13 protein-coding genes and 1 pseudogene are annotated in these 22,092 nt (G+C 68.3%); all 14 read right to left on the bottom strand.

Going from position 1 to position 22,092, the window contains the following annotated elements; translation table 11 throughout:
* Nucleotides 1-7: 7 nt before the first annotated feature.
* Nucleotides 8-6,424 carry a type I polyketide synthase gene (locus OK015_RS14175; RefSeq protein ID WP_268123677.1) on the bottom strand — a complete coding sequence of 2,139 codons (6,417 nt, stop codon included), beginning with the start codon at nucleotides 6,422-6,424 and terminating at the stop codon, nucleotides 8-10.
* A gap of 43 nt (nucleotides 6,425-6,467) precedes the next feature.
* A complete protein-coding gene (locus OK015_RS14170; protein WP_268123675.1) occupies nucleotides 6,468-7,529 on the bottom strand; it encodes a type III polyketide synthase in 1,062 nt (353 codons plus the stop codon).
* Nucleotides 7,530-7,680: 151 nt separating this feature from the next.
* On the bottom strand, nucleotides 7,681-9,096 hold the full coding sequence (gene argH, locus OK015_RS14165; RefSeq protein WP_268123673.1) for an argininosuccinate lyase: 1,416 nt from the start codon (nucleotides 9,094-9,096) through the stop codon (nucleotides 7,681-7,683).
* Nucleotides 9,093-10,331 carry an argininosuccinate synthase gene (locus OK015_RS14160; RefSeq protein ID WP_268123671.1) on the bottom strand — a complete coding sequence of 413 codons (1,239 nt, stop codon included), beginning with the start codon at nucleotides 10,329-10,331 and terminating at the stop codon, nucleotides 9,093-9,095. The genes argH and OK015_RS14160 overlap by 4 nt, the downstream gene beginning before the upstream one ends.
* Before the next feature lie 25 nt (nucleotides 10,332-10,356).
* Nucleotides 10,357-10,851: an arginine repressor gene (locus tag OK015_RS14155; RefSeq protein WP_268123669.1), complete on the bottom strand. Its 495-nt coding sequence runs from the start codon at nucleotides 10,849-10,851 to the stop codon at nucleotides 10,357-10,359.
* Nucleotides 10,848-11,774 (bottom strand): ornithine carbamoyltransferase, encoded by a 927-nt coding sequence (gene argF / locus OK015_RS14150; protein ID WP_268123667.1) that lies wholly within the window; start codon nucleotides 11,772-11,774, stop codon nucleotides 10,848-10,850. Before argF ends, OK015_RS14155 begins: the two co-directional genes overlap by 4 nt.
* A 48-nt stretch (nucleotides 11,775-11,822) precedes the next feature.
* Entirely contained in the window at nucleotides 11,823-13,028 is a 1,206-nt protein-coding gene (locus OK015_RS14145; RefSeq protein ID WP_442791299.1) for an acetylornithine transaminase, read from the bottom strand.
* A gap of 81 nt (nucleotides 13,029-13,109) precedes the next feature.
* A complete protein-coding gene (gene argB / locus OK015_RS14140) occupies nucleotides 13,110-14,000 on the bottom strand; it encodes an acetylglutamate kinase (protein ID WP_268123663.1) in 891 nt (296 codons plus the stop codon).
* Nucleotides 13,997-15,211, bottom strand: a complete 1,215-nt coding sequence (argJ, locus tag OK015_RS14135; RefSeq protein ID WP_268123661.1) for a bifunctional glutamate N-acetyltransferase/amino-acid acetyltransferase ArgJ — start codon at nucleotides 15,209-15,211, stop codon at nucleotides 13,997-13,999. The genes argB and argJ overlap by 4 nt, the downstream gene beginning before the upstream one ends.
* Nucleotides 15,208-16,267, bottom strand: a pseudogene (argC, locus tag OK015_RS14130) (N-acetyl-gamma-glutamyl-phosphate reductase). Before argC ends, argJ begins: the two are co-directional and overlap by 4 nt.
* Before the next feature lie 73 nt (nucleotides 16,268-16,340).
* Nucleotides 16,341-17,420 (bottom strand): cytochrome P450, encoded by a 1,080-nt coding sequence (locus OK015_RS14125; protein WP_268123657.1) that lies wholly within the window; start codon nucleotides 17,418-17,420, stop codon nucleotides 16,341-16,343.
* A 133-nt stretch (nucleotides 17,421-17,553) separates the two neighbouring features.
* Nucleotides 17,554-20,040, bottom strand: a complete 2,487-nt coding sequence (gene pheT / locus OK015_RS14120) for a phenylalanine--tRNA ligase subunit beta (RefSeq protein WP_268132341.1) — start codon at nucleotides 20,038-20,040, stop codon at nucleotides 17,554-17,556.
* Entirely contained in the window at nucleotides 20,040-21,083 is a 1,044-nt protein-coding gene (gene pheS / locus OK015_RS14115; protein ID WP_268132340.1) for a phenylalanine--tRNA ligase subunit alpha, read from the bottom strand. Before pheS ends, pheT begins: the two co-directional genes overlap by 1 nt.
* 155 nt (nucleotides 21,084-21,238) lie before the next feature.
* Nucleotides 21,239-22,060: a rhomboid-like protein gene (locus tag OK015_RS14110; RefSeq protein WP_268132339.1), complete on the bottom strand. Its 822-nt coding sequence runs from the start codon at nucleotides 22,058-22,060 to the stop codon at nucleotides 21,239-21,241.
* Nucleotides 22,061-22,092 lie beyond the last annotated feature (32 nt).

The following is a 22,092-nucleotide window of genomic DNA, read 5'->3' as shown; positions in this document are numbered from 1 at the left end:
TGGCGTCTTACGAGCCGAGTTCTTCGTCGAGGATGGCGAACAGTTCGCTCTCGCTAGCACTGTGGATGTCGTCGTCATCGGCTTCCTGCTCGTCGTGCGGATCCAGGTGGGCGCTGAGCGTGGTCAGCAGGGTCTGGATGCGGGTGGTCAGATGCGGAGCGTCTTCGGGCTGCCAATCCGGTTGGTTCAGCAGCGTTTGTAGCTCCCGGGTGATGTCGTTGAAGCGGGCCATCAGGTCGGGCTGCTCGGCGAGTGTCGGGGGCACCACCAGCCGGGTGTCGAGATGCTCGGCCAGCACGATCGGTGTCGGGTAGTCGAAGATCAGTGTCGGCGAAAGGGTCAGTCCGGTCGCGGTTTTGAGACGGTTGCGCAGTTCCACGGCCGTCAGGGAGTCGAACCCGAGGTCTTGGAAGACGCTTCCCGCGTTGATGTCCCCGGCATTCGGGCGGCCCAGCACGGTGGCGGCGTTGCGGGAGACGAGGTCCACCAGTTCGCTGTGCCGCTGCTCGGCGGACAGGCCCTGCAGGCGGGCGACGAGGCTGGTCGTCGAAGCGGAGGTGGTGTCGGTCTCGTCGATGACCCGTCGAATCGGGCGGGCGACCAGCTGACTCAGCAGCGGGGGCAGTGTGGCTCCGTTGTCGGCCAGCGCGCGGGGGTCGATGCGGGCGGCGACCATCGCCGGACGTTCGGCCAGCATCGCGGTATCGAACAATCGCAGCGCCTGCTCGGTTGGCATGGGGGCGAGCCCGATTCGGCTCATCCGGGATATGTCACGCTCGTCGAGGTGTTGGGTCATGGCGCTGGCCTGTTCCCACAGTCCCCAGGCCACCGATAACCCGGGCAGGCCCTGGGCCCGGCGCGAAGCGGCCAAGCCGTCCAGGAAGCTGTTCGCCGCGGCATAGTTGCCCTGGCCCGGGGAACCCACGATGCCCGCCATCGAGGAGAACAGCACGAACGCCGACAGATCCATATCCATATCCCGGGTGAGTTCGTGCAAATTCCAGGCGCCATCCACCTTGGCCCGCAACACCGTATCGACCCGGTCCGGGGTCAACGACGCGATCAACCCGTCATCGAGTAGTCCCGCGGCGTGGAACACACCCCTCAACGGATATGCGGCCGGTAGCCCGGCGATCAGCGCCGCCAACGCATCCCGGTCGGCCACATCACAGGCGACGACCGAAACCTCGGCGCCGGCTTCGGTGAGCCGGTCCGTGAGCTCCGCTACCCCGGCTCCGTCGGGGCCACTGCGGCTGACCAACACCACATGGGCCACCCCGTAACGCGCCACCAAATGCGCCGCGATGGCCGAGCCCGCCATCCCGGTGCCGCCGGTGATCAACACGCTGCCGCCGGTCAATCCGCCGCCCGAACTCGCCAGCACCGGATCGTCCGGGCCGTCGGGGATCCCGAGGACTACCTTGCCGGTGTGGCGGGCCTGGCTGACGAACCGATACGCCGACGAGGCACAGCGCACGTCAAACACCTTGACCGGCAACGGCTTCAACACACCCGCATCGAACATCGTCATCAAGTCGGACAACATCGACGCGATGAGAGCCGGGCCGGCCTCCATCAAGTCGAACGCCCGGTAGTACACCCCCTCCGGCATAGCATCCGGGTCGCGAAGGTCAGTCTTGCCCATCTCGATGAAGCGCCCCCCACCAACCAGCAATCGCAACGAGGCATCCAGGAAATCCCCGGCCAGCGAGTTGAGCACCACATCGACCCCGGCACCACCGGTAGTCACCAGAAACTTGCCCTCGAAATCCAGGGTCCGGCTATCCCCGATATGATCGTCATCAAACCCCATCGCGCGCAACGTGTCCCACTTACCACGGCTCGCAGTCGCGAATACCTCGGCACCCCAATGCCGAGCCAGCTGCACGGCCGCCATCCCGACCCCACCCGTGGCAGCATGCACCAACACCCGCTCACCGGCCTTGAGCCCGGCCAGCACCGACAACCCGTACAACGCCGTCAAAAACACCACCGGCACACTCGCGGCCTGTATCGACGACCACCCGGGTGGCACCGCGGTCACCAACCGCGCATCCACCACCGCCTCAGAACCGACGACACCCACCAAACCCAACACCGCATCGCCGACCGACAGCCCGCGGACTCCGGATCCGACCTCGAGCACCACTCCCGCGCCTTCAGCCCCGAGCTCACCCCCGCCCGGGTACATCCCCAACGCCACCAGCACATCCCGGAAGTTCACCCCGACAGCGGCCACCGCCACCCGGACCTGGCCGGCCGCCAACTCCGCGCGAGGAAGCGGTCGCACCACCAAATCCTCCAACGTGCCGCCGCCACCAACGCTCATCCGCCACTGCCCCGCCGGCAGTGCCGACACCGAGCGCGCCGGGGTCAACCGAGCGGCGTGCGCGACGCCGGAACGCACCACCACTTGCGGCTCACCGCAGGCGACGACGTCCGCGACGTCCAACGACCCGTCCGAATCGACCAACACCACCCGCCCCGGCCGCTCGGCCTGCGCCGAACGCACCAACCCCCAGACCGCCGCACCCGCCAGATCCGCGACAACCTCACCCGCCAACCCCACCGCACCACGAGTCAGCACGACCAACGCCCCCGCACCCTCACCAGCCAGCCACAACTGCAACACACCCAACACCTCATGACAGGCCGCATACACCGACCCGACCACATCACCAGCAACCGAACCCGGCTCCCACACCGTGACCTCACCAGCAACAACAGTGGGCCCCCACGACACCGGCGACCAAACCACTTCATACAGTCCACCACCGGCCGGGGCCGCGGCCGCCGCAGTCAGTTGCGCCGCCGCGACCGGCCGAACCACCAATTCGCGCACCGATAGAATCGGCAGGCCCGTCCCGTCGGCGAGGTCCACCGACACCGCGCTCACGCCCACCGGCGCGATCCGGACCCGCGCCCGCGACGCGCCGGCGGCGTGCAGACACACTCCCTGCCAGGAGAACGGCAGCATCGTCTCGGCCTGATCGCCCACCACGCCCATCGCGTGCAGCGCCGCATCCACCAGCACCGGATGGATACCGAAACTGTCGACCCTGCTGACACCGGCGACCTCGGGCACGGCGACTTCGGCGAAGACCTCATTGCCGAGGCGCCACATGGCCTGCAGCCCCTGAAACGCCGGACCGTACTCGTAACCACGCCGCGTCAGCTGCTCGTACGCGTCGGCCACGTCCACCGCGACCGCTCCCACCGGCGGCCAGACCGACAGGTCGGCGGCCGTGTTGCCCGATCCGGTACTCAAGGCGCCCTCGGCGTGCCGTATCCATTCCGAATCAGGTTGCAAGCCATGCGAATACACCGATAGGGAACGACGTCCCGAACTAGCCGCGGCACCCACCACGACCTGCACCTGGACCCCGTCGACCGCCGGCAACAGCAGCGGAGCGGACAGCGTCAGCTCATCGACCACCGAGCAGCCGACCTCATCGCCGGCCCGCAACGCCAACTCCACGAACCCGGCGCCGGGGAACAACACCACGCCGTCGACGACGTGATCGGCCAGCCACGGCTGGGCCGCCAACGACAGCCGACCGGTCAGCACCACCGCGCCGGAGTCGGGTCGCTGCACCACCGCACCCAGCAAGCCGTGCTCGGCCCCGGCCAGGCCCAGACCACCCAGATCACCGCCACCAATGCCTAACGGCGGCAACCAGAATCGTCGACCCTGGAACGCATACGTCGGCAACTCGACGTGACGGGCACCGGGGAACACCGCGTGCCAGTCCACCGCCACACCCGCGACGTGGGCCTGACCCGCCGACAACCAAAACCGATCCAGGCCGCCATTGTCGCGGCCCAGCGACGGAATGACGACGGCATCGGCGAGGTTCCGATCGCTAACCGTGTCTTCGATGCCCGCGATCAACACCGGATGCGGGCTGCACTCGATGAACACCCGATACCCGGCGTCGCTGGCGGTGCGCACCGCCTGTTCGAATTGCACTGTGTGGCGGATGCTGCGGTACCAGTAGTCGGCGTTGAGTCCGGCGGTGTCGATGGGCTCACCGGTGACGGTGGAGAAGAAGGTGACCGAGGAGGATCGTGGCTCGATGCCGCTCAGGGCCCCGGCAAGCGACTCGCGAATCGCGTCGACCTGCGCCGAGTGCGAGGCATAGTCGACGTCGATCCGGCGGGCACGCACGTCGGCACCCTCACAACGCCGGATAAGCTCGTCCAGGGCGTTCACCTCACCGGACACGACAATCGCCGAAACACCGTTGACCGCAGCGATATTGAGCCGATCGCCCGACGGTGCCACCAGCTCGTGTGCCCGGGCCAGGCCGCAGGCCAGCGAGACCATGCCCCCGGCGCCCGACAACTGCACCAACAGCCGGCTGCGCAACGCCACCACCCGAGCGGCATCTTCCAGCGACAGCGCACCGGCCACGTAGGCCGCCGCGATCTCGCCCTGGGAGTGGCCGATGACCGCGTCGGGATGCACGCCCACCGAGCGCCACAACTCGGCTAGCGACACCATCATCGCCCAGAGCACCGGCTGCACGACATCCACCCGATCGAGTCCCGGGGCACCCGCCGCACCACGGATCACATCGATCAGGGACCACTCCACATGCTCGCCGAGCACCTTGTCGCACCGGTTCAGCTGCTCGGCGAATACCGTTGAGGTTTCCAGTAAATCGGCTCCCATACCGATCCACTGCGAGCCTTGACCGGGAAACACGAACACCGTCTTGCCGACCGCCTGGGCGCGCCCCGCCACGACGTTGGCGCCCGGCTCGCCGCCGGCCAATCCGGTCAGCCCCGCCAGCAGCTCGTCGCGAGCACCGACCACCACGGCCCGATGCTCGAACGCCGAGCGGGTCGAGACCAGCGACCATCCCACGTCGGCCACATCGAGCTGCTGATCGGCCTGCACGTGAGCCAGCAACCGCTGCGCTTGACCCGCCAGCGCCTCGGCGGAACGGGCCGACAACACCCACGGAGCCGACGGCAGGTCGCTATCGACGCTTTCCGGCGGCGGAGTCGGTGCGGGAGCTTGTGCAGGAGCTTGTTCTAAGATCACATGCGCATTCGTGCCGCTGATCCCGAATGACGACACCCCCGCCCGGCGCGGCCGATCCACTCGCGGCCACGGACGTTGGTCGGTCAGCAGCGACACCGCGCCCGCCGACCAATCGACATGCGGCGTCGGCACATCCACGTGCAGCGTCTTGGGCATCACGCCGTGGCGCATCGCCTGCACCATCTTGATCACACCGGCAACTCCCGCCGCCGCCGACGTGTGGCCCATGTTCGACTTGATCGACCCCAGCCACAACGGCCGATCCGCCGGCCGCCCCTGCCCGTAGGTCGCCAAGATCGCCTGGGCCTCAATGGGATCGCCCAACGTGGTGCCGGTCCCGTGGCCCTCCACCAGATCCACGTCCGCCGTGCCCAGCCGGGCGCTCTGAAGCGCCGACCGGATCACCCGCTGCTGCGCGGGGCCGTTGGGGGTTGCCAGCCCGTTGGAGGCGCCGTCCTGGTTGACCGCGGAGCCCCGCACCACCGCCAACACCCGGTGTCCCAGCCGCCGCGCGTCGGCCAGCCGCTCCACGACCAGGGCTCCGACGCCCTCGGAGAACCCGGTTCCGTCGGCGGCGCCGGCATACGCCTTGCACCTGCCGTCGACGGACAGCGCCCGCTGCCGGCTGAACTCCACGAACATCGCCGGGGTGGCCATCACCGTCACTCCGCCGACCAGCGCCGCGTCGCACTCACCCGATCGCAGCGACCGCGCGGCCAGGTGCAGCGCCACGAGCGAGGACGAACACGCGGTGTCCACCGACACCGCCGGGCCCTCCAGCCCGAGCGAATACGCGATCCGCCCCGACGCCACGCTCAGCGTCGAGCCGCGCAGCCCGTACCGCTCCAGGTCTCCGGGGACGCGTCCCTGGCCCCCATAGGAGCCGTGGAATACGCCGACGAACACGCCCGTCGGCGATCCCCGCAGCGTGATCGGGTCAATCCCGGCCCGCTCCAACGCCTCCCACGACACTTCCAGTAACAAGCGCTGTTGCGGATCCATCGCCAGCGCCTCGCTGGGCGCGATCCCGAAGAACGCGGCATCGAAATCGGCGACATCCGCGAGGAATCCCCCGCAGCGGTTGTACGACTTGCCGGTGGCATCAGGATCGGGGTCGAACAGCCCGGCCAGATCCCAGCCGCGGTCGGCCGGGAAATCGGACACGACATCGCGCCCCTCGACGACCATCTCCCACAACGCCTCCGGGGAGTCCACTCCGCCCGGATACCGGCACGCCATCCCGACCACGGCCACCGGCTCGTTGGCTTCCTTGGCTAGCAAAGCCAGGTACTCGCGGTTCTCCCGCTTCAGCCGCTCGTTTTCCTTGAGCGACGTGCGGAGGGCCTTCACCAGCTCTTCAGGAGTGCTATTCATGCAACCGACTAGGAGACGAGGCCGAGTCCACACGCCACCCGCATCAGTGCCAGCGCAGCAATACGAGCTCCGAGCAGAACCCGGGACCCATCGCGAGCATCAGGCCCGGGCTACCGCTCGGCGGCTTCTTGGCGATGGTGTCACGCAGGACATGCAGCACGGATGCCGACGAGAGGTTGCCGATCTCGCCAAGCGATCGCCACGTCAGTTCCAGGGCGTCCGGCGGCAGGCTGAGCGCCGCAGTGATCGCCTCGATGACCTTGGGACCGCCGGGGTGGCTGACAAAGGCGCCGACGTCACGCGCGGTGAGGCCGTGTGCCCCCAGGAACTGGGTGACGTCGTCTTCGATGTATTGCTCGACGACGGCCGCGACGTCCTTCGACAGCACCAGCTCGAACCCTTCGGTGCCGACGTCGTATCCCATGGTGCGCAGTGAGTCCGGGTAGAGGTGGCTGCGCGAATCGAGGACGTCCGGGCCGCCGGCGCCGATCTGCTCGGCGCGACGCTCGCCGACGGCAACCACGGATGCCGCCCCGTCAGCAAACAGGGCACTGCCGACCAAACCGGCCAGCGAGGGCTGGTACCCCGGGTAGGTCAGCGAGCAGAGTTCCACGGAGATCAAAGCGCCTACGCCGTCGGGTGCACCGCGTAGGTAGTCGTGGAGCCGGGCCACGCCGGCCGCACCGGCGACGCAGCCCAGGCCGAACAGCGGCACCCGCCGCACGTCGTCGCGCAGCCCGAGCCGCCCGGCGATCCGGGCATCGATCGATGGGATCGCGAGTCCGGTGACCGTCGTCGTGATCAGCACATCGAGGTCGCTTGGTTTGAGGCCCGCCTCGTCCAGCGCGCCTGACAGCGCCTCGCAGCCCAGTTCAACGGCGTTGTCGATATAAATCTGATTCGCGACGCCAAAGTCGGTCAGTCGGGGATAGGTCTCCAGCGGCATGACCAGATGGCGGCTATTGACCTTGGCGCTGGTGTGCAGCTGCCGGACGATGTCTTCGTAATCCTCAAAACCCGGAATGCTGAGGAAAAAGTCGGTGAGCTCGCGCTGCGAATAACGGTACGGCGGCAACGCACCGAACACGCCTGCGACGACGCTCATTGGTCCCACCCCTCGGCGACGAGCATGCAGGTCGACCTTGTTCAACCTTGTGCCTAAGATCTACGAGTTTAAACCTCCCATGCGGGTGGCGCCGCAAAAGCCGCTGACCTGAGAGAATGGCCACAGCAAACCGCGCGTTGCGTGTTGCCAGTCAGCTGTCGGTCAGTCGCGACCGCAGCTGCGCGCAACTGTCCAGCACGCCGCGCAATTGTTCGGCGACTCGGCCGGGTGCGGTGCCACCACGAGCGTCGCGGGAGGCCACCGACCCCTCGATGGTCAGCACCTCTCGCACCTGAGGCGTCAGCTCGGGGCTGATCGCCGCCAGCTCGTCGTCGGTCAGCTCCTCGAGCCCGACTCCGCGGCCCTCCGCGGCGCGTACGGCCGCCCCCGCGGCCTCGTGCGCAGACCGGAAGGCCACTCCCTGGCGGACCAGCCATTCGGCGATATCGGTGGCCAGGGTGTAGCCGGCCGGGGCCAACGCCGCCATCCGCTCGACGTGAAATGTCAGGCTGCCCACCAGCCCGGCCATCGCCGGCAGCAGCAGCTCCAGCTGGGCCACCGAATCGAACACCGGCTCCTTGTCTTCCTGCAGGTCACGGTTGTAGGCCAGCGGCTGGGCCTTCAGCGTCGCCAGCAACCCGGCCAGGTTCCCGATCAGCCGCCCGGACTTGCCGCGGGCCAGCTCGGCGATGTCCGGGTTCTTCTTCTGCGGCATGATCGAGCTGCCCGTCGACCAGGAATCGTGCAGCGTGACGTAGCCGAACTCCGTCGAGCTCCAGATGATGATGTCCTCGGCCAGCCGGGACAGGTCGACGCCGATCATGGCCAAGACGAATGCGGCCTCGGCGGCGAAGTCGCGGGCAGCGGTCGCGTCGACGGAATTGGTGGCGGCGGCCGCAAAACCAAGATCCGCGGCGATCGCGTCCGGATCCAGGCCCAGCGACGAGCCGGCCAGCGCCCCCGACCCGTACGGCGATATCGCCGTACGCTTGTCGAAGTCGACGATGCGGTCCACGTCGCGCAGCAAGGGATGGGCGTGGGCGAGCAGATGGTGCGCCAGCAGGATCGGCTGAGCGGACTGCATGTGGGTTTTACCGGGCATGATCGCGGTCGGGTGGGCTTCGGCCTGCGCGGCCAGCGCGCCGACCACCTCAAGCGCTCCGGCGGCGACTCGGCGCACCGCGTCGCGCAGCCACATCCGGAACAGCGTGGCCACCTGGTCGTTGCGCGAGCGGCCCGCCCGCAGCCGGCCGCCCAAATCGGGCCCGACCCGGTCGATCAGGCCTCGCTCCAGCGCGCCGTGCACGTCCTCGTCGGTCACCAGCGGGCCGAAACTGCCGTCGGCGATGTCCTCGGCGAGGCTGTCCAGGCCGGCCAGCAGCCCGTCGCGCTGCTCCTCGTCGAGCAGTCCGGCCCGGAACAACACGATGGTGTGCGCCCGCGACGCGGTGATGTCGTAGGGCGCCAGCACCCAGTCGAAATGCGTGGACTTGCTCAGCGCCGCCAGCGCGTCGGACGGCCCGTCGGCGAACCGTCCGCCCCATAGCGAACCCTCGCGCGTGCTCACTGTTCTTCGACGGCTTTTTCGTCGTCGGCTTTTTCACCGGATACCAAGTCCCGGCGGGCCGCAAGCTTGGAGGACAGGCCGTGCACGTAGACGAAGCCCTTCGCCTTCGATTGGTCGAAAGTGTCGCCTTCGTCGTAGGTGGCCAGGTTGAAGTCGTAGAGGGATTCCGCGCTGCGGCGACCGTTGACCGCGATGTGCCCGCCGTGCAACACCAATCGGATTTCACCGGACACGTGCTCCTGCGTCTTGGCGACGAAGGACTCCAGCGCGATCTTCAGCGGCGAGTACCACAGCCCGTCGTACACCAGCTCGCCCCAGCGCTGGTCGGTCTGGCGTTTGAACCGGGCCAGCTCGCGCTCCAGCGTGACGTGTTCGAGTTCGGTGTGCGCGGTGATCAGCACCATCGCGCCGGGCGCCTCGTAGATCTCGCGGCTCTTGATGCCCACCAGCCGGTCCTCGACCACGTCGAGGCGCCCCACGCCCTGGGCGCCGGCGCGCGCGTTGAGTTCTTCGATGGCTCCCAGCACCGTCACCGGCTTGCCGTCGATCGACACCGGGACGCCGCGCTCGAATCCGACGATCACCTCGTCGGGCGTGCTCCAGTTGAGCGTGGGGTCTTCGGTGTAGTCGTAGACGTCCTTGGTGGGCGCGTTCCAGAGGTGTTCCAGGAAGCCGGTTTCCACCGCGCGGCCCCACACGTTCTGGTCGATCGAGAACGGCGAACGCTTGGTGACGTTGATCGGGATCGCGTTCTCCTCGGCGAACGCGATCGCCTTCTCCCGCGTCCACGCGTAGTCGCGGACCGGAGCCAGTACCTCCAAATCCGGTGCCAGCGAAGCGAATCCGACCTCGAACCGGACCTGGTCGTTGCCCTTGCCGGTGCAGCCGTGCGCCACGATGCCGCCGCCGTGCTCGCGCGCGGCTTCGACCAGATGCTTGACGATCAGTGGCCGGCTGATCGCGGACACCAGCGGATAGCGGTCCATGTACAGCGCGTTGTTCAGGATCGTGGGCAGGCAGTAGCCCTCGGCGAACTCATTGCGGGCATCGACGACGACCGCCTCGACCGCACCGCAGTCCAGCGCGCGCTGCCGGATGACATCCATGTCCTCGCCGCCCTGGCCGAGGTCGATCGCGACCGCCACGACCTCACGGCCGGTCTCCTTGCCTATCCAGCTGATCGCCACCGAGGTGTCCAGACCGCCCGAATACGCCAGGATGACGCGTTCTGACATGAATCAATCTCCAATCCGCAGCAAGCTATTTCAGGTTTTCCAGAGTTGTGGCCAGCTCGGCGCCGGTCATCGGCTCCCGGGCGGCCACGAAGAGCGTGTCATCGCCGGCGATGGTGCCGACGACGTACGGTAACGCCGCACGATCGATTGCGCTGGCCAAATAGTCAGCCGCGCCCGGCGGAGTTCGCAGCACCGCCAGATTCGCGCTGGCGTCGGTGGATACCAGCAGCTCGCTCAGCAGCCGCGACAGCCGCGCGGTGCCGCCGGACACGCCCCGCACCGGGCTGCCGTCCTCCGGGACGATGTAGACCCCGACGCCGCCGTCGGCGCCGCGCAGCTTCACCGCGCCGAGCTCTTCGAGATCGCGGGACAGCGTGGCCTGGGTGACGTCGACGCCCTCGTCGGCCAGTCGGACCGCCAGCTCGCTTTGGCTGCTGATCGACGACGACGACAGGATCGCCACGATGCGCGCCTGCCGGGCGGCGCGGGTGGTCTCGGCGTTGGCCTTGGTGCGGGTCATCGGGATCGCTCCAGCAACCACACCAGCAGCGCCTTCTGGGCGTGCAACCGGTTTTCGGCCTCGTCCCACACCACGCTGGCCGGTCCGTCCATCACCTCATCGGTGATCTCTTCCCCACGATGGGCCGGAAGGCAGTGCAGCACAATGGCTTCCGAGTCGGCCAGCGCCAGTAGCCTGGCGTTGATCTGAAACGCGCGAAACGGTTCGACCCGGTCCAGGCCGTCGGCTTCTTGCCCCATCGACGTCCAGGTATCGGTCACCAAGACGTCGGCACCCGCGGCGGCCGCGTCGGCGTCAGTGGTCACGCTGACCGAGGCGCCGGTTTGCGCGGCGCGCCGCTCGGCGGCGGCCAGCACGGCCGGGTCGGGCGTGAATCCCTGCGGGGCCGCGATCGTGACGTGGATGCCGGCGGTGACCGCGCCAAGCATCAGGGAATGCGCCATGTTGTTGGCGCCGTCGCCGAAGTAGGACAGCGCCAAACCGCGCAGCGACCCTTTACGCTCCGCGATGGCCTGCAGATCGGCCAGCACCTGGCAGGGATGGAACTCATTGGACAGCGCATTGACCACCGGCACCGTCGCGGTCTCCGCCATGGCCTCCAGCCGGTCTTGCCCGAAGGTCCGCCAGACGATGGCGTCGACATAGCGGGACAGCACCTGCGCGGTGTCCTGCAGCGTCTCGTCTCGGCCGAGCTGGGTGCTGCCGCTGTCGACGACGACGGCCTGCCCACCCAGTTGTGCGATGCCCACCTCGAAGGAGAACCGGGTGCGGGTCGAGTTCTTGTCGAACAGGACCGCGACGCCCCGCGGCCCGTCGAGCGGACGACGGCTGTACGGGTTCTTCTTCAGCTCCGCGGCCAGCTCGAGGACCTCGGCCTGTTCGGCGGGCGACAAATCGTCGTCCCGCAGGAAGTGCTTAGCCAAGTGCGCCACTCCTGTTCATCGCTTCGCTCTGCATCGTCGCCGGCGCGATCATGCCGCGGAGCCGACGGTGTCGAGGATGGCAGGCAGCGCGGTGATGAAGCTGTCGATTTGGGCTTCGGTGATCACCAGCGGCGGCGCCAACCGGATGACGTCGGGCGCGGCGGCGTTGACCAGAAATCCGGCGTCGCGCGCGGCGGCCTCGACGTCTTTGGCGCGCGGTGCGGTGAGCACCACGCCGCACAGCAATCCGCGACCGCGGGTGTGGTCGATCAGCGGATGGCCGAGCGATTCGATGCCCTGACGCAGCGACTTGCCCAACACCTCGGCGCGCCGGATCAGGTCGTCGTCGACCAGCACCCTCAGCACCGCGCGTGCGGCGGCGGTGCACACCGGGTTGCCGCCGAACGTGCTGCCGTGCAGGCCGGGGGTCAGCAGGTCGGCCACGGGCCCGACGACCAGCACCGCCCCGATCGGCAGTCCGCCGCCGAGCCCCTTGGCCAGGGTCACCACATCGGGGGTGATGCCGTCGTGCTGGTGTGCGAAAAAGGCTCCGGTGCGGCCGATTCCGGTTTGCACCTCGTCGAGCACCAGCAGGGCGCCGTGCCGTGCCGTGATCGCACGGGCCGCGGCCAGGTAGCCCGCGGGCGGGACCACGACGCCGCTCTCCCCCATGATCGGCTCCAGGAATACCGCCGCCGTGTCGCCATCGACGACGGCGGCCAGCGCGTCGGCATCGCCATAGGGCACGTGCGTGACGTCACCCGGCAACGGCTCGAAGGGTGCCTGCTTGGCCGGCTGACCGGTCAGCGCCAGCGAGCCCATCGTGCGGCCGTGGAAACCCTCCTCTGCGGCAACCAATTTCGTGCGACCGGTAAGCCGGGACAGCTTGAACGCCATTTCGTTGGCTTCGGTGCCGGAGTTGCAGAAGAACACCCGGGTCGCGATGTCGGTGCCCAGCAGGGCGACCAATTCCTCGGCCAGCGCGACACCGGGTTCGGTGGCATACAGGTTGGAGGTGTGGCCCAGCGTCGACAGCTGCCGCGTGACGGCCTCGACGAGGGTCGGGTGGCCATGCCCGAGCACGTTGACCGCGATGCCGGCGAGCAGGTCGAGGTAGCTCTTGCCGTCCACGTCGGTGACCACCGCACCCTCGCCACTGGCCAAGGCCACCGGCGGGGTGCCGTAGTTGTTCATCATCACGGCTGCCCACCGCTGCCGCATGGTGTCGGCTTCAGTCATGGCGCCGCTCCTCATCATCGCTCCGTCCCCCGCAAGCGGGCGGGGGTACCTCCGACTTGTGGGCGCGTGCCCCCACCGCATCGTCGCCGGCGCAGCTCATGCCGGCACCACCTTGGTGCCGGTGCCCTCGGGCGTGAAGAGCTCCACGAGCACGCAGTGTTTGACCCGGCCGTCGATGACGTGGGCGCTGGGCACACCCCCCGCGACGGCACGAAGGCACGCCTCGACTTTGGGGATCATGCCGGATTCGAATGTGGGCAGCAGTTGGGTCAAGCTCGCGGTGTCGATCTCGCTGACCAATGAGTCGCGATCCGGCCAGTCGGTATATATGCCCTCTACATCGGTGAGCATCAACAGTTTTTCGGCTCCCAGCGCTTCGGCCAACGCCGCTGCGGCGGTGTCGGCGTTGATGTTGTGCACGACGCCTTCGGCGTCCGGCGCGAGCGTCGACACCACCGGAATACGTCGTGCCGCAATCAGATCCAGCACCGCGGCGGTGTTGACCCGATCGACGTCGCCGACCAGGCCGATGTCGGTGACCACGCCGTCGAGGGTGACGCTACGCCGCACCGCGGTGAACAACTGAGCGTCCTCGCCGGTGATGCCGACCGCGTACGGTCCGTGAGCGTTGATCAGGTTGACCAGTTCGCGGCCCACCTGTCCGAACAGCACCATCCGCGCGACGTCGAGCACTTCCGGCGTGGTGACCCGGAATCCGCCCTTGAAGTCACCCTTGTCGATGCCGAGCCGGCGCAGCATGGCGGTGATCTGCGGTCCGCCGCCGTGCACGACAACGGGGTGGATACCGCAGTTGCGCAGAAACGCCATGTCGGCGGCGAACGCCTGGCGCAGCGACTCGTCGGTCATCGCATTGCCGCCGTATTTGACGACGACGATCTTGCCATGCAGTTGCTTGAGCCAGGGCAGGGCTTCGGCAAGCACTTGCGCCTTGAGCTGGGTGGGTAACGCTTCGCTGTTGATCGTCATGTGCTGTATGCCGAATTCTCTTCGACGTAGGCGTGCGACAGGTCGGTGGTCCGGATGGCGACCTCGCCGTCGCCGAGGCCCAGGTCGACGGTGACGTCGATGACGGTCCCCGACAGATCCACGTCGCGTGAGCCCGGGGCTCCGACGCCGTCGGCGTAGACCACAGAACCGTTGAACGCCACGGTGATTCGATCGGGATCGATGATGACTCCCGGTGCCAGACCGACGGCCGCCACCACCCGGCCCCAGTTGGGATCCGATCCGAACATCGCGGTCTTGACCAGGCTGTCGCGGGCGACCGCGCGGGCGGCCATGAACGCATCGGATTCGGAGCGCGCGCCGGTGACCGTCACCGTGACGCGCTTGGTGACCCCCTCGGCGTCGGCTTGCAGCTGCGCGCAGAGGTCGTCGCAGACCCGCTCTACGGCGTCGTCCAGATCGGCTTGCGACGGCGCGATCCCACTGGCACCGGAGGCCAGCAGCAGCACGGTGTCGTTGGTGGAGCAGCAGCCGTCGATGTCGAGCCGATCGAACGTGTGAAAGCTTGCGCGGCGCAGCGCCGCGTCGAGTGCCGCGGAGTCCGCGACCGCATCGGTGGTCAGCACGCACAGCATGGTGGCCAGCGACGGTGCCATCATTCCCGCACCCTTGGCCATCCCGCCGACCGTCCAGTTGTTTTGATGATGCAGCGCAACCGTTTTGGGAACTGTGTCGGTAGTCATGATGGCCTGGGCAGCCTCGTCGCCGCCGCTGAGCCCGCCATGCATTTCGTGCACGATGTGCGTGACGCCGCTCAACACCTTGTCCATCGGCAGCCGGTCACCGATCAGCCCGGTCGAGCAGACGGCGACCTCGACGGCGCCGGTCTCGGTGCCCCAGTCCGACAGCGCGGCCGCGACCGCTTCGGCGGTGGCATGGGTGTCCTGGAAACCGGGCGCCCCGGTGCAGGCATTGGCACCGCCGGAGTTGAGGATCACCGCGCGCAGCGCTCCGGTGGTGAGCACCTGCTTGGTCCACAGCACCGGTGCGGCCTTGACCTGGTTGCGGGTGAACACCCCGGCGGCCGCGTAGTCGGGTCCTTCGTTGAAGACCAGCGCAAGGTCACGAGCCCCGGACTTCTTGATCCCGGCCGCGACGCCCGCGGCGCGAAAGCCGGCGGCCGCGGTGACCCCCTGCGTGCGCACCAACCGCGTCGCACCCTCGTCGCTCACGGAGCCACCCCGACCACCGAAAGCCCTTCTGCCTCAGGCCAACCCAGCGCCAGGTTCATCGACTGGACCGCGGCGCCGCCGGTGCCTTTGACCAGGTTGTCGATGGCGGCGATCGCGACGAATGTCTCGGCGTCCTCGTCTACCGCGACGGCGACCTGCGCGGCGTTGCTGCCGATGACTGAGCCGGTACGGGGCAGCTGACCTTCGGGCATCAGATAAATGAAAGGCTCTGTGTCGTAAGCCTTTTCATAGGCCGCGCGAAGCTGCGACAGCGGCGCCCGAGTGCGCGCGGTGCAGGTGGCCAGGATGCCGCGGGAGGTCGGGATGAGCACCGGGGTGAACGACACCGTGACGTCACGATTGGTGACGGCACGCAGCCCTTGGGCGATCTCGGGGGTGTGCCGGTGGGCACCGGCGATGTTGTAGGCCCGCGCCGATCCGATGACCTCGGAGCCGAGCAGGTCGGCCTTGGCGGCTCGACCGGCTCCCGAGGTGCCGCTGACGGCAACCACGGTGATGGCGGGTTCGACCAGGTCCTCGGCCACCGCGGGTAGCAATGCCAGCAGCGCCGCGGTCGGATAGCAGCCCGGCACCGCGATGCGACGGGCGCCGCGCAGCCGTTCCCGGGCGCCCGGCAACTCCGGCAGGCCGTAGGGCCAGCTGCCGGCATGCGGGGATCCGTAGAACCGCTCCCACGCGGCGGGGTCGGTGAGCCGGAAGTCCGCGCCGCAGTCGACGATCAGGGTTTCCGGGCCGAGCTGCTCGGCCAGCGCCGCCGAATGCCCGTGCGGCAAGCCCAGGAAGACCACGTCGTGGTCGCGCAGCACCGCAACCTCGGTGGGCTCCACCACCCGCTGGGCCAGCGGCAACAGATGCGGGTGATGCTCGCCGAGGGTGCTGCCGGCACTGGCCGCGGCGGTCACCGAACCAATCGTGAGCCGGCCGTCGGCATAGGCCGGGTGCCCGAGCAGCAGGCGCAGGATCTCCCCGCCCGCGTAGCCGCTGGCACCGGCAACCGCCACCCTTGTCACGTCGGCCATTCGGGCGATTCTGCATGATTATGCAGCAGATTGCAAATCCATGCTTTGAGTCCGATCGGGCGGATTGACTACGTTCAGCCGATTCGCGGTCACCACCTCAGGGGTACACAATTCGGAACCCAACCGTCGAAAATCGCGCCCGACAACGGCCCGTAGGCTCGGGGATGCCACGCTTTGGGGACATGGCCACTTTCCCAGTTGAACGAGAAAAACGGGATCTCGGCTAGCCACACCTCAAAGAAGTCACTCAGCAGATCCCGGGCCAGGTGCGACGCCGGACACCGATGCGGACCTCCCCCGAAACTCCAATGCCGGTGCGGACCATCCAGTTTGATGTCGTGACCGGACATGGCATCGGCCTCGTCGCGGTGAACCAGCCCGACACACAACTCGACATTGGCTCCGGCCGGGATCGTCGTTTCGCCGATCGTCACACTGCGAGTGGTGACTCGTGAAACGGTCTTCGCCCCGCCATCCAGCCGCAGCAACTCCTCGATGAAAATGCCTTGACGGCCCGGGTTTTCGCGCAACTCCTGTTGAAGCATCGGCCGGCGCGCCAACATCGCCAGTCCGGCGATGATCGGGAACGTCGCGAAGATCAAGCCGCGGCCCACCGACCCCATCAGTCCCACTATCTCTTCGTCGGTGAGCGGCTCGTCGGCGAGCCGGCTGATCACATCGGCGCCACCCAGCGGCGCCCGGCGGATCTTCCCGACCAGCTTCGTGTCGACCGTGTCGAGAGCTACGTCCGCCGGCAGCCCGCACGCCATAACGACCGATGCGCGCCAAAGCACCTCAGCGACACGCACACCATCGCAGCGATCCAGCTTCGTTGCAATGGCGCCGACGTGTTCTTCGATCACCCCACGCACGGGCTTCAACATTTGCAGCGAGTTGGCCGGGTTGAACAGTTCCAGCAGGATCTCCCGGTACGGGCCGAACGGTGGATTGCCAGGCATCATCTCGCCCTGGCGGCTGGCGAAAACTTCGCCATCACGCATCGCGGCGAGCACATCGTCGCGGCGCCACAACACGTACGTGCCGCGCGGCTCCCGCAATACTCGTTGACCGGCCCGCGCAGCGGCCGCGTGCCACTCCCGAAACCCCGCCGCGGCCTCCTCATCGGACCGCATCACTTCCCGAACGGCGTCGACACCGGGCCCGATCACCGCGCACCACCGACTTTCACGATCGGCGGCCGCCGCGAACCACGGACTAACGGCGCCATCAGCAACTCCAAGCCGCCACTCTATCCTCAAGATCGGTCACACGGCGCGTCGTACGTACCCGTTAGGCCTGAAGCTAGGCGCGTATTTCGGCGCCCACCGCCTCGGCGGCGCGGCGCACCGCGGCATCGCGGGCCGCACTGGCGTCGTCTTCGGTCAGCGTGCGGTCCGGCGCGCGGAACCGAAGTGCGAAGGTCAGCGACTTACGATCCTCGCCGATCTGGGGACCGGTGAACACGTCGAACAGCTGCATGTCTTCCAGCAGCTCGCCGGCCCCCTCGCGCACCGCGTCCGCCACCGCCCGGGCCGGCACGTCCGCGGCCACCACCAGGCTGACGTCCTGGAAGACGGCCGGGAACGGCGACACCCGGGGTGCCGGCAACAGCTGGGCAATCGGAAGCGCGTCGAGGTTGAGCTCGAGCGCGCAGGTCCCCTTCGGCAGGCCGGACCGCTCGATCACGGCGGGATGCAGCTGACCGGCGTGGCCGATGACCGTGTCGGCGACGAGGACCTCGGCGCACCGGCCGGGATGCCACGGCAGGTACTGGGCCGCCCGCAGCGTGACATCAATCCCACTGGTGCGCAATATGGTTCGCACGGCGTCAAGAGCATCGGCGGCATCGACTGCACGGCCGGGACCCCACGGGCCCCGCGGTTCCCGCAGCCCGGCCAACACCGCGGCCACGTGTTGTGGCTGCCGGGGCAGCGACGCGTCGAGCGTGGCGATCTCGGCATCCGTCGGCCGGCGGTCGACGGGGATGAGCTCGATACCACGAGTCTGCTCGGTCGGCCGCACCACTTGCGCGATGGCATACAGGGCGGCGTCGACCAGTCCTCGGGATACATTGCGCCCCAACGCTTCCAGCAGTCCGGGCAGCAGCGTGGTGGCCAGCTCAGGACGATCCGCGTCCAGCGGGTTGAGCACCCGCGTCGCCGTGCGTCGCGGGTCATCGGCCGGCAGGCCCCACAGGTCGAACACACCCGGCGGCAGGAACGGGGTCGGCAGGATCTCGACGTACCCGGACTGCGCAAGCGACTTGCCGATCGCACGCCGACGTTTCTGCACGGGGGTCAGGCCGCGACCGGCGGGCGCCGACGGCAGCACCGAGGGGATGACCTCCAGCCCCTCCAGCCGCAACACCTCCTCGACGAGGTCGGCCGGCTGTAACAAATCGGGGCGCCAGCTCGGCGGCGTCACGGTAAGCCCGTCGCCGTTTTCGGTTACCCCAGCACCGATTTGGGTGAGGCGCCGCACCGTCGTGCCCGGGGCGTACTCGACGCCGGCGACACGGTCCGGCAGGTCGGCGGCGATCGAGATGGGCGACCCGGCCCAATCGTCTCGCGGAGGATTCCCCCGCCAGTCGGTCAGGGTCGGCGACACCGCTCCCCCGGCGATGTCGGCCAGCAGTGCCGCGCACCGGTCCAGCGCGGCAACCGAGATCGCCGGGTCGACGGCGCGCTCGTAGCGACGGGCGGCCTCGCTGGGCAGATGCAGCCGCCGCTGGGTGCGCGAAATAGCGGCCGGATCCCACACCGCGGCTTCGAGGAGAATGTCGGTGGAATCGGCGCGCACCTCGGTGCTGGCGGCACCCATCACACCGCCGATCGCGGTCGTCGCGACGTCGTCGACGATCAGCACATCCGCCGGATCGAGTTTGCGCTCAATGTCATCCAGTGTGACGACGGTCTCGCCGGGCTCGGCGAACCGGACCTTGAAGTCGCCGGTGATGCGGTTGCGATCGTGGGCGTGCATCGGGTGGCCGAATTCCAGCATCACGTAATTGGTCACGTCGACGGCCGGGGAGGTCGCACGGATGCCGGACAGCAACAGGCGGCGCCGCAACCACCATGGCGACGCCGCGGCGGGATCGATGCCGGTGACCGGGCGCAGCGCGAACCGGCGAACACCGGTTTCGGCCTGCACGGCCAGCGGCCACGCCTCGCCTTCGGCCGGCAACGGCTTGACGTCCGCCGGGTCGACGAAGTCCAAGTCGTAGGCGCAGGCGACCTCGCGGGCCAGGCCGCGTACCGACATGCAGTAGCCGCGGTCGGGGGTGATGGCCAGGTTGAAGACCACGTCGTCTAATCCGAGCACCTCGGCACCGCCGGCGCCGGGTTCGGCGGTGCCCGCGGGAAGCACCAGGATCCCGGAGTGGTCTGCGCCCAAGCCGAGTTCGGCTGCCGAGCAGATCATTCCATCGGAGTTACGGCCGTAGGTCTTGCGGGCGCTGATCTCGAAGCCGCCGGGCAGCGTGGTGCCGGGCAGTGCCACCACCACCAGATCGCCAGCCACGAAATTCGTTGCACCGCAAACTATTCCATGCTCTTGGCCATCGCCGACATCGACCAGGCAGGCGCGGATCGGCTTCTTGAATTCGGTGAGCTCCTCGATAGCGGACACCCGGCCGACGGTCAGCGGGCCGTCGACCGGGCCGAGGGTGACGACTTCCTCGACCTCGTGCCCGATGCGCACCAGTGTCTGCTCGAGTTCGCTGGCGCTGACATCCCAGCCCGGTGCCCCGGCGGAAACGACCTCGCGCAGCCAGCTGTAGGGAATACGCATTACAGACCCACCCCGAACGGCAACGAGAACCGGATGTCACCTTCGACCATGTCGCGCATGTCTGGGATGCCGTTGCGGAACTGCAAGGTGCGTTCCAGGCCCATCCCGAACGCGAAACCCGAATAGACCTCGGGGTCAATTCCGGCCGCGCGCAACACGTTTGGATGAACCATCCCGCAGCCGCCCCACTCCACCCAACCGGCACCACCCTTCTTGCCGACGAACCACACGTCGACCTCGGCGGACGGCTCGGTGAACGGGAAGAAGTGCGGCCGGATCCGGGTGCGCGCCTGCGAGCCAAACTCCGCGCGCGCGAACGCGTCCAGCGTCCCGCGCAGATGCGCCATCGACAGACCGCGGTCCACGGCCAGACCCTCGACTTGGTGGAACACCGGCGTGTGGGTGGCGTCGAGTTCGTCGGTGCGGAACGTACGGCCGATCGACACGATGTAGACCGGAAGCTCGCGCTGCAGCAACGTCCGTACCTGCACCGGTGAGGTGTGGGTACGCAGCAGCTGCCGGGAATCCTCCGGCGCAACGTAGAACGTGTCCTGCTCGCTGCGCGCGGGATGGTCGGGCGGGAAGTTGAGGGCGTCGAAATTAAACTGTTCGGTTTCGACCTCGGGGCCCTCCGCCAGCTCCCAGCCCATCGCGATGAACGTGTCGGCGACGTGCTCGGCCAGGATCGTGATCGGATGCCGCGCGCCGGGCGGCTGCCGAGTCGTCGGCAGGGTGACGTCGATGCTCTCGGCGACCAGCACGGCCGCGTCGCGCTCGGCGCGCAGCACCGCCAGCCGCTCGTCGTAGGCGCGTTGGACGTCGCCGCGCGCCGTGTTGACCCGCTTGCCTGCGTCGGAGCGCTCCTCCTTGGGCAGGGTCCCCAGAGCCTGTCTTGCCAGCGCCACCGGCGACCGGTCGCCGAGGTGCTCGGTCTTGACAAGCGCCAGCGCGTCGAGGGTCTCGGCCAACCCGATGGCCTGCCGGGCGGCATCGACCGCCTCAGCCAAAGCTTGCGGCGACAGGTCGACGGGTTGATCACCCACGCGGCGACACTCTCCTTGCTAATGAGGCTGTTCCGGACCGGACCGTCGCCGAACGGGCGGCCTTGAGCGCGGCACGGGTCGAGTGCCGATCATATGTGACTCGGTGCTTGCCGCTCGGCGCGCGTTTGCGTTGCGTGCCGCGACGGCGGGTGCGGTTAGCCGACCAGGACCGGCTGTCGGCCGGTGGGCGCTTCCGCGTCGTCCGCCGGCGCGACCGGCGGCGTGTCGGGCGTGGCCCTGAGCTGGGCGATCTTGTGCGCGACGAACGCGCCCAGCGCCCCGACGACCGGAGCGGCCGCCATCGTGCCCCAGTGGTGAGCGAGGACCAGGAACCCGAAGCCGGACGACGCCACCAGCATCGCACTCAGCACCGGCGTCCAGCGGACCGGTTGACGGAAGCGGGCGGACACCAGCACACCCAGGATCACGGCGACGGTGTGCCCGGCGTCGGTGAAGTCGGCGCCGATGATCGCCGAGGCCAGCCCCGCCGAGATCCACCAGCCGATCCACGCCGGCCGCCATCGCTGCGGTATCGCCGCCGTCATCGCACCGAGAACGGCAAGCGCGCCATAGCTCATCCCGACGTCACTGGCCCGGGTGATGGATGTCGGCATCCAGCCGAGCTCGACGGCGGCGGCGAGAGCGGCGGCCACCACCAGCGTCGCGCCGATGTGGCCGACCACGAATGCCACCACCAGCCGGATGGTCTGCAGATGCAGCTCCGCGAGCGCCAGCAGGCAGGTCAGGAACGGCAGCCAGAAGCAGAGCGGTCCGGCGTCGACGACGAGTGCGCTGCCCAGCAGCGTGCCCACGTGTCCGTGCGCCAGGTTGTGCAGGTTGGTGCTCGCACGCTGCACGATCACGTCATGCGCATGCTGGCCGAGCACCAGGATGGCGCAGCTGACCGCGAGCAGCACCGCTACATACCCCACGGTGAAACGGACCCGGGCAAGCCGGGAAAAGAATCCCCCAAACATTGAATCCATTATGACGGCTAAATTGTTTCGGC

The sequence above is a fragment of the Mycobacterium sp. Aquia_216 genome (genome assembly GCF_026723865.1).
Classification (GTDB): Bacteria; Actinomycetota; Actinomycetes; order Mycobacteriales; family Mycobacteriaceae; genus Mycobacterium.
Note: the sequence above shows the minus strand (reverse complement) of the source record. Positions and strands in the feature narration are given on the sequence as shown.

Coding starts and splice junctions, on each gene's coding strand:
- OK015_RS14175 (WP_268123677.1), bottom strand. CDS start 6,424: ATGAATAGCACTCCTGAAGAGCTGGTGAAGGCCCTCCGCACGTCGCTC.
- OK015_RS14170 (WP_268123675.1), bottom strand. CDS start 7,529: ATGAGCGTCGTCGCAGGCGTGTTCGGTGCGTTGCCGCCGTACCGTTAT.
- OK015_RS14160 (WP_268123671.1), bottom strand. CDS start 10,331: ATGTCAGAACGCGTCATCCTGGCGTATTCGGGCGGTCTGGACACCTCG.
- OK015_RS14155 (WP_268123669.1), bottom strand. CDS start 10,851: ATGACCCGCACCAAGGCCAACGCCGAGACCACCCGCGCCGCCCGGCAG.
- OK015_RS14145 (WP_442791299.1), bottom strand. CDS start 13,028: ATGAGGAGCGGCGCCATGACTGAAGCCGACACCATGCGGCAGCGGTGG.
- argB (WP_268123663.1), bottom strand. CDS start 14,000: ATGACGATCAACAGCGAAGCGTTACCCACCCAGCTCAAGGCGCAAGTG.
- pheT (WP_268132341.1), bottom strand. CDS start 20,040: ATGCGTATTCCCTACAGCTGGCTGCGCGAGGTCGTTTCCGCCGGGGCA.
- OK015_RS14110 (WP_268132339.1), bottom strand. CDS start 22,060: ATGTTTGGGGGATTCTTTTCCCGGCTTGCCCGGGTCCGTTTCACCGTG.